The sequence below is a fragment of the Bacillus sp. AFS029533 genome, assembly GCF_002585125.1.
GTDB classification, from domain to species: Bacteria; Bacillota; Bacilli; order Bacillales; family Bacillaceae_G; genus Gottfriedia; species Gottfriedia luciferensis_B.
In genome coordinates, this window is the sequence record NZ_NUQC01000084.1 from 1 (window position 1) to 674 (window position 674).

General features: G+C 28.6%; 1 protein-coding gene. It reads left to right on the forward strand.

Features of this window, described 5'->3' with window-relative positions:
• Window positions 1–342 (forward strand): carbonic anhydrase family protein (locus COE53_RS23655; protein ID WP_180242479.1); only part of this gene is annotated, 342 nt, incomplete at its 5' end.
• Window positions 343–674 lie beyond the last annotated feature (332 nt).

The window sequence follows — 674 nt, forward strand, 5'->3', positions numbered from 1 at the left end:
GAAAATAATAAAAAATCGATTATTACCATCGGGGTACTTGTTGATAGTGGAAGATTAAATAAAGAATTCCAAAAAATCCTAAATGCAAATCTTACGGATGAAGATCTTGAGGGAAAGGTTGTAAAAATAAATTTGCAGTCCTTTATTCCGTATACTAGTAAAAAATTTTCGTACACTGGCTCTTTTACAACTCCTCCATGTACTGAAGGGATTAAATGGATAATCTTTAACAAGCCTATACAATTTTCCGAAGAACAAATCCATTCTTATCAAAATTATTTCGAACCAAATAGCCGTCCCGTACAGCCATTAAATGGTAGAGACTTATTTGAATCTTGGTAAACAAAACAGGGTCATGAAGAAGTATCATTTCTTGATTATGAAAATTACTTCCTCATAACAGCTTCATGGAGAACTATTATTGTTCGATTCCCAAAATTACTTCCTAATAACATCCTGTGGTGGAAAAAAACATGATAATTCAACTTTAGCTACTAGTTTTAAATGTTAAGTTGTTTTGAGCAATTTTATGATCCTAATAACACTAGTAATGTTTTTTCTAGAATTTAAAAATATTATGGGCTAATTTTTAGAAAAATATATTCAATTAATGTTAAATATTAATTAATCTACAAACTGATTATTAAACAACGATTAAGTTACTTTAAGTAAAG